8 protein-coding genes are annotated in these 6,531 nt (G+C 75.7%); 2 read left to right on the top strand and 6 right to left on the bottom strand.

Annotation, left to right across the window (positions count from 1 at the left end):
* Window positions 1-391: hypothetical protein (locus tag ABD317_RS32160; protein WP_344294613.1), on the top strand; the 391-nt coding region annotated here is incomplete at its 5' end.
* 68 nt (window positions 392-459) lie between these two features.
* Here the strand turns inward: ABD317_RS32160 and ABD317_RS32155 are convergent.
* Both ABD317_RS32155 and ABD317_RS32150 read right to left on the bottom strand, forming a co-directional pair.
* Window positions 460-1,113 (bottom strand): response regulator transcription factor, encoded by a 654-nt coding sequence (locus ABD317_RS32155; protein ID WP_344294611.1) that lies wholly within the window; start codon window positions 1,111-1,113, stop codon window positions 460-462.
* Between the two features lie 59 nt (window positions 1,114-1,172).
* Entirely contained in the window at window positions 1,173-2,783 is a 1,611-nt protein-coding gene (locus tag ABD317_RS32150; protein ID WP_344294609.1) for a sensor histidine kinase, read from the bottom strand.
* 147 nt (window positions 2,784-2,930) lie between these two features.
* Here ABD317_RS32150 and ABD317_RS32145 point away from each other — a divergent pair, with 147 nt between their 5' ends.
* Complete coding sequence (locus ABD317_RS32145) at window positions 2,931-3,725, top strand: Fpg/Nei family DNA glycosylase (RefSeq protein WP_344294607.1); 795 nt, start codon at window positions 2,931-2,933, stop codon at window positions 3,723-3,725.
* A 102-nt stretch (window positions 3,726-3,827) separates the two neighbouring features.
* On the opposite strand, the gene ABD317_RS32140 is transcribed toward ABD317_RS32145, so the two are convergent.
* From ABD317_RS32140 to ABD317_RS32125, 4 genes are all read right to left on the bottom strand, one after another.
* Window positions 3,828-4,196: a helix-turn-helix domain-containing protein gene (locus ABD317_RS32140; protein WP_027752684.1), complete on the bottom strand. Its 369-nt coding sequence runs from the start codon at window positions 4,194-4,196 to the stop codon at window positions 3,828-3,830.
* A 90-nt stretch (window positions 4,197-4,286) separates the two neighbouring features.
* Entirely contained in the window at window positions 4,287-4,853 is a 567-nt protein-coding gene (locus tag ABD317_RS32135; RefSeq protein WP_027752685.1) for a nicotinamide-nucleotide amidohydrolase family protein, read from the bottom strand.
* Window positions 4,850-5,452: a CDP-diacylglycerol--glycerol-3-phosphate 3-phosphatidyltransferase gene (gene pgsA / locus ABD317_RS32130; RefSeq protein WP_027752686.1), complete on the bottom strand. Its 603-nt coding sequence runs from the start codon at window positions 5,450-5,452 to the stop codon at window positions 4,850-4,852. The genes ABD317_RS32135 and pgsA overlap by 4 nt, the downstream gene beginning before the upstream one ends.
* Window positions 5,449-6,531 (bottom strand): MiaB/RimO family radical SAM methylthiotransferase (locus ABD317_RS32125; RefSeq protein ID WP_344294604.1); only part of this gene is annotated, 1,083 nt, incomplete at its 5' end. The genes pgsA and ABD317_RS32125, both read right to left, overlap by 4 nt.

Raw genomic sequence — 6,531 nt, 5'->3', positions numbered from 1 at the left:
CTCCGGCCGGGGCGGGCAGCGGGCGCTGGTGCTGGCGCTGGCGGACCCGGCGAACGCGTACGGAGCGGCCCTGCCGTGGCCGGAACCTCCGCCCGGCACGACGCACAAGCCCGGCCGCAAGGCCGGCGCGCTGGTGGTGCTGGTGGAGGGCGACCTCGCGCTGTACGTGGAGCGCGGCGGCCGCACGCTGCTGGCCTGGCCCTCGGCGGACGACCCCCGCCTCGCCGCGGCGGCTCAGGCGCTGGCGGCGGCGGCCCGCGGCGGCGCCCTGGGCCGTACGGCGACGGTGGAACGCATCAACGCCGCCCAGGCCCTGGACTCCCCCCTGGGCACCCTCCTGGAACAGGCGGGTTTCACGGCCACCCCCCGCGGCCTGCGCGTACGCGCCTGACGGCGGGAGCGCGGCACGGTCGCCTGCCCCGCTGCGCCCTCCCGACCCGCCGCAGGCGGGCCGCGCGCCTACCCCGCCCGGCCGTTCAGATACGCCAGCACCGCCCGCACCCGGCGGTTGTCGTCGTCCGACGGCGCGAGGTCCAGCTTGGCGAAGATGTTCGTCGTGTACTTGCTGACCGCGCCCTCCGAGAGGAACAGCTGACGCGCGATCGCCGCGTTCGAGCGGCCCTCCGCCATGCCTGCCAGCACCTCCCGCTCCCGCGGCGTGAGCCGCCCCAGCGGTTCGTCCCGCGCGTTGCTCGCCAGCAGCTTCGCGATGACCTCCGGGTCCATCGCCGTGCCGCCCCCGGCCACCCGCCGCACGGAGTCGACGAACTGCCGCGCCGCGAACACCCGGTCCTTCAACAGGTATCCGACGGCGCCGCTGCCGTCCGCGAGCAGCTCCCGCGCGTACAGCTGCTCCACGTGCTGCGACAGGATCAGCACCGGCAGCTCCGGCCGCTCCCGCCGGGCCGCCAGCGCCGCCTGCAGGCCCTCGTCCGTGAACGTCGGCGGCAGCCGGATGTCGACCACCGCCACGTCCGGCCGCTCGGCGCGCAGCGCCGCCAGCAGCTCCTCGCCGGACTCGACCGCCGCGCAGATCTCCATGCCGTGCGCCTGCAGCAGCCGCGTCAGCCCGTCCCGCAGCAGGTACTGATCCTCCGCCAGGACGACACGCACTGCCCCGCTCCTCTCCGCCACGTCCGCCACGCCCGCCGGGGCGGCCGTACGCTCCCCCGTCAGCACCCCTGCCTCGCGCCGCCCTTCCGCCACCGCCGCAGCAGCGGGCGCACCCCGGCCAGGCCCAGCGCCACCATCGCCAGCACCGTGGGCCAGCGCAGCGGCTCCGGCAGGTACAGGGCGAGGAACCACGACCGGTTGTCCGTGCCGAAGACCAGCAGCGTCCCCGCGACCAGCCCCTGCGGGAACAGCGCGACGGAACACACTACCGGCGCCAGCGCCGTCAGCCACAGCTCCCCGCGCCCCGCCAGCCGGCGCGGGCCCCCCGCGCCCGCGCCGCCCGCCGGCTGGGTGTCGCAGCACTCGTCCCCCAGCGGGCAGGGGATCTCCACCGCCACGGTCGTCGGCCCGCCCTCGGGGCTGCTGACCGCCAGCACCCCGTCGAACGGCTTGATGCGCCGCTCCACGCCCCGCAGCCCGCCCCCCGCGGTCGGCGCCGCGCCGCCGCGGCCGTCGTCGGTGACCGTCGCGCGCAACACCCCGTCGCGGTGCCACAGGTCGATGTCCACCCGGTCCGCCCCGGCGTGCTTCCCCGCGTTGGCGAGGATCTCCGCCACCGCGAAGTACGCCGCGGACTGCACCGGGTCCGGCAGCTGCCCGCGCAGGTCGACCTCGACCCGGACGTCCAGCGCGCTGTCCAGCGCCAGCGCCCGTACGGCGTCGCCGAGCCCCCGCTCGGCCAGCACCGGCGGATGGATGCCCCGTACCAGCCCGCGCAGCTCGCGCAGCACCGCGGACGACGAGTCCTGCGCCTGCCGCAGCAGTACCTTCGCCGCCGCCGGGTCGGTGTCGACCAGTTCCTCCGCGGCCGAGACCGTCATGCCGAGGGCGACGAGCCGGGCCTGCGGGCCGTCGTGCAGGTCGCGCTCGATGCGGCGCACCTCCGCCGCCTGCCAGTCGGTGGCCGCCGTACGCTTCTGGTCCAGCTCGGCGACCTGCAGCGCCAGCTCCGACGCCCGCGCCGGCGCCAGCAGGGAGCGCGTCCAACGCCCGTGCAGCGCCATGGCCCGCGGCCCGGCCCACAGCCCGAGCGCGCACAGCGCCGCTCCCACGGGCACCAGGGCCAGGGCGGTGTCCTGCGAGGCGACCTCGACGCCCGCGTAGTCGACGAGCGTGTCCCCCGGGTACGAGGGGTCCCACAGCAGCGGCAGCGCCATGCCGAACAGCCCATAGCCGACGGTGAGCAGCGGCAGCACGGCCAGGGCCAGGCCGACGACCGGGTCGGCGATCAGCCAGAGCGTGTCCCGCCAGGTCGCGCGGTCGGACAGCAGCCGGTGTACGCGCTCGAAGAACTCCGGCAGCGCGGGGCTGCGGTAGCTGATGCCCAGGTGCCGGTAGCGGCCGTCCGGGCCGGGCAGGGGGTGGGGCGGCGCGGGGAGGTACGGCTCGGGGATCGGCCGCCCGGTCCAGCGGCCGGTCAGCGCACGGGCGGCGCCGGCGGTGCCGCGGGCGGCGGCCACCCCCCAGGGGAAGAGGAACAGCAGCCCGAGCCCGAAGCCGAGCACCAGCGAGCCGAGCATCACGGCCTGCGCCACGACCTCCACCGCCGCCAGCGCCACCAGCACGACGGCCCGTCCCTGCGCGGTCACGTACGGCCGCAGCCTGCTCATGGTGCCTCCCGTTCCGTCCTCATCATGCCGCCCATCGTGTCCCGCGAGGCGGCCCGGGCACCGCCCCCGCAGCCCCCGGACCGGGGTGGGTCCAGCCCCACCCCCGACGCGCTCCGCGTGCGCCGCGCGCCCTGGCACGATGGGTGCGTGCCCGAAGGAGACACCGTCTGGCGCACCGCGCGCCTGCTGCACGAGGCGCTGGCGGGCCGCCGGCTGACCCGCTGCGACCTGCGCGTGCCCCGGCTGGCCACGGCCGACCTCACCGGCCGCGAGGTCACCGCGGTCGTCCCGCGCGGCAAGCACCTGCTGGCCCGCGTCGAGGGCGGCCTCACGCTGCACTCGCACCTGCGCATGGAGGGCGCCTGGGCGCTGTACGCGCCCGGGGAGTCCTGGCGCGGCGGGCCCGGGCACCAGATCCGCGCGGTCCTCGGCAACGCCGAGCGCACGGCGGTCGGCTACCGGCTGCCCGTGCTGGAGCTGCTGCGCACCGCCGCGGAGGACCGGGTCGTCGGGCATCTCGGCCCCGACCTGCTCGGCCCCGACTGGGATCCGGCGGAGGCGGAGCGCCGGCTGCTCGCCGACCCCGCCCGGCCGCTCGGCGAGGCCCTGCTCGACCAGCGCAATCTCGCGGGCATCGGCAACGTCTACAAGTCGGAGCTGTGCTTCCTCGCCGGCGTCAGCCCGTACGCTCCGGTCTCCGCGCTTCCGGAGCCCGGCCGGCTGGTCGCCGCGGCCCGGCGGCTGCTGGTGGCGAACCGGGACCGGGTGGCCCGTACGACGACGCCGAGCCGGCGCCCCGACCGGCGGCTGTGGGTCTACGGCCGCGGCGGCCGGCCGTGCCTGCGCTGCGGGACGGCGGTGCGCAGGCGGGCGCAGGAGGAGGGAGCGGCGGCGGACGACCGCGTGACGTACTGGTGCCCGCGGTGCCAGCCGGGCGGCTGACCGCCGCGGCGGCCCCGTACGGGCGCGGACGGCACCGCGGCACGCAGGCCGAGAGCCCGGCTCCGCCGACGGCGGAACCGGGCTCTCGCAGGCTCTCTTCGCTCAGGCCGCGACGGGGTCTGGTTCCTTCGGGGCCTTGATGGTGACCCGCTCGTCCGGCATCCCTGTAACCGACGTCACAGTGAACGACCGCACGGGGGCGGGGATCGGCTCGGTGGCGGCGGCGGACTGGGCCAGCTCCGCGAGGGCCAGCTCCCCGCTCACCTCGCGCATCAGCTCGGACATCCGAACGTCGAGGGCGTCGCAGATCGAGTTGAGCAGCTCGGAGGAGGCCTCCTTCTGGCCCCGCTCGACCTCCGAGAGATAGCCGAGGGAAACACGCGCTGACGAGGAAACCTCGCGCAGCGTCCGGCCCTGGCGCTGTCGCTGCCGGCGCAGCACGTCACCCAGCAGGCGACGGAGCAAAATCATGCGTGGCTCCCTCCTAGGACCTCGGATCCGGATCCTCTCTGCTCCACCGTACCGCCTCGGACCGTGACAGTGCGGCGACGGAAGTCATCTTCACCGTTCGCCAAGCGAGGAATACGGGGCCTCCTGATCAGGATTTTCCGGGTATTTGCGCCCCTCTTGCCCCTTCGGGGCCGCGTCCAGGTGGCGCCGGAGGAGCGCCAGCGCCTCCCCCACGGCGGCCGTGCGGATCTCCGTGCGAGACCCCGTCAGGTTCAGCGACCGCATCTCGCTGCGCCCCTCGGGGCCGGCCACGGCGACGAAGACGGTACCCGGCTGCTGCCCGTCCTGCGGATCCGGTCCGGCGACGCCCGTGGTCGCCACCGCCCAGTCCGCGCCGAGCCGCCAGCGCACCCCGGAGGCCATCTGCCGGGCGACCTCGCCGTCGACGGCGCCGCGCTGGGCGAGCAGCGAGCTGTCGACGCCGAGGACGTCCCGCTTGAGGTCGGTCGCGTACGCGGTGACGGCGCCCCGGAACGACCGGGAGGCGCCGGGCACCGCGGTGATCTCGGCGGCGACGAGCCCGCCGGTGAGGGATTCGGCGACGGCCAGGGTGACGCCGCGCTCCACGCACAGGGCGAGCAGGTCGGCGGCGGCCCCGTCGGTGTTCTGTGTGGTCACTGGACTCTCTGCTCCCGTTCGGCGGCCAGCCCCCTGCGGCGGAGCACGATCGCCTGCTTGACGTAGTCCAGGCCGGTCGCCACGGTCAGGACCACGGCCGCGGCCATGATCCAGAAGCGCAGCGTGGCAAGCGGTCCGGTGAGGGTGAGGATGTACATGCCCACGGCCACCCCCTGGGCCAGGGTCTTCAGCTTCCCGCCCCGGCTGGCCGGGATGACGCCGTGCCTGATCACCCAGAACCGCATGAGGGTGATGCCGATCTCCCGCGCCAGGATCACGATCGTCACCCACCAGGGCAGGTCGTCGAGCGCCGAGAGGCAGATCAGCGCGGCACCCATGATCGCCTTGTCGGCGATGGGATCGGCGATCTTGCCGAAGTCGGTGACGAGGTCGTAGCGGCGGGCCAGTTCCCCGTCGAAGAGGTCGGTGATCATGGCGATCGTGAAGGCGGCCCACGCGAACGAGCGCCAGGCCGGGTCGTGGCCGCCCTGGGCGGCCATGAGCAGCACGAACGCCGGTACGAGCAGGAGCCGCACCATGGTGAGGACGTTGGCGATGTTCCACAGACCGGCCTGGCCGACGGCCGGGGCGGGGCTCATCTCGCGGCCCCCTCGGCCGGCTCCCGCGGCCGCCGCCGATCAGGCTCGCCTATCGGCTCCGCCACCAGGTCCACGCCTTCGCTCCCCACCACCTTGGCGGTGACCAGCGCCCCGGGGGCCGCCTGCCGCGCGGTCCCGCCGGCGAGCAGCGTGACGCCGTCGGTCTCCGGCGCCTGGTGCGCGGCCCGGCCGACGACCTCCGTACCGTCCGGGCCGCCGCCCGCGTCCGCGTCCGCGTCCGCCTCGGGGGTCTCCACCGCGTCCACCAGGACCCGCACCGTCTCCCCGAGCCGCTCCTCGGCCCGCTGCGCGGTCAGTTCCTCCGCCAGCCGCGTCATGTGCGCCAGCCGCTCGGCGACCGCCTCCGGCGGAACCTTTGAGCCGTAGCCGGCGGCCTCCGTGCCCTCCTCGTCGGAGTAGCCGAAGATCCCCACGGCGTCCAGCCGCGCGCCGGAGAGGAAGCGTTCCAGCTCCTCGACGTCCCGCTCGGTCTCGCCGGGGAAGCCGACGATGAAGTTCGACCGCGCGCCGGCCTCCGGCGCCCGCGACCGGATCTCCCCGAGCAGCTGCAGGAACCGCTCGGTGTCCCCGAAGCGGCGCATCGCGCGCAGCACGCCCGGGGCGGCGTGCTGGAAGGACAGGTCGAAGTACGGCGCGACCCTCTCCGTCGACGTGAGCACGTCGATCAGCCCGGGGCGCATCTCGGCGGGCTGCAGGTAGCTGACCCGGATCCGCTCGATGCCGTCCACCGCGGCGAGTTCGGGCAGCAGCGTCTCCAGCAGCCGTACGTCGCCGAGGTCCTTGCCGTACGAGGTGTTGTTCTCGGAGACGAGCATGATCTCCCGTACGCCCTGCTCCGCCAGCCAGCGCGTCTCGCCGAGGACGTCGGAGGGCCGGCGGGAGACGAAGGAGCCGCGGAAGGAGGGGATGGCGCAGAACGTGCACCGGCGGTCGCAGCCGGACGCCAGCTTGACCGAGGCGACCGGCCCGGCCCCCAGCCGGCGGCGCAGCGGGGGGCGCGGCCCGGAGGCGGGGGCGACCCCGGCGGGCAGGTCGGCGGGCGCGGCCGGGACGGCGGT

The organism is Streptomyces synnematoformans (assembly GCF_039531005.1).
GTDB classification, from domain to species: Bacteria; Actinomycetota; Actinomycetes; order Streptomycetales; family Streptomycetaceae; genus Streptomyces; species Streptomyces synnematoformans.
The sequence above is the reverse complement of the archived record's forward strand: the minus strand, read 5'-3'. Positions and strand labels throughout refer to the sequence as shown.

What these genes read in the sequence shown, in the direction of transcription:
- ABD317_RS32140 (WP_027752684.1), bottom strand. Translation starts at nt 4,196, where the DNA reads ATGATTTTGCTCCGTCGCCTGCTGGGTGACGTGCTGCGCCGGCAGCGA.
- pgsA (WP_027752686.1), bottom strand. Translation starts at nt 5,452, where the DNA reads ATGAGCCCCGCCCCGGCCGTCGGCCAGGCCGGTCTGTGGAACATCGCC.
- ABD317_RS32150 (WP_344294609.1), bottom strand. Translation starts at nt 2,783, where the DNA reads ATGAGCAGGCTGCGGCCGTACGTGACCGCGCAGGGACGGGCCGTCGTG.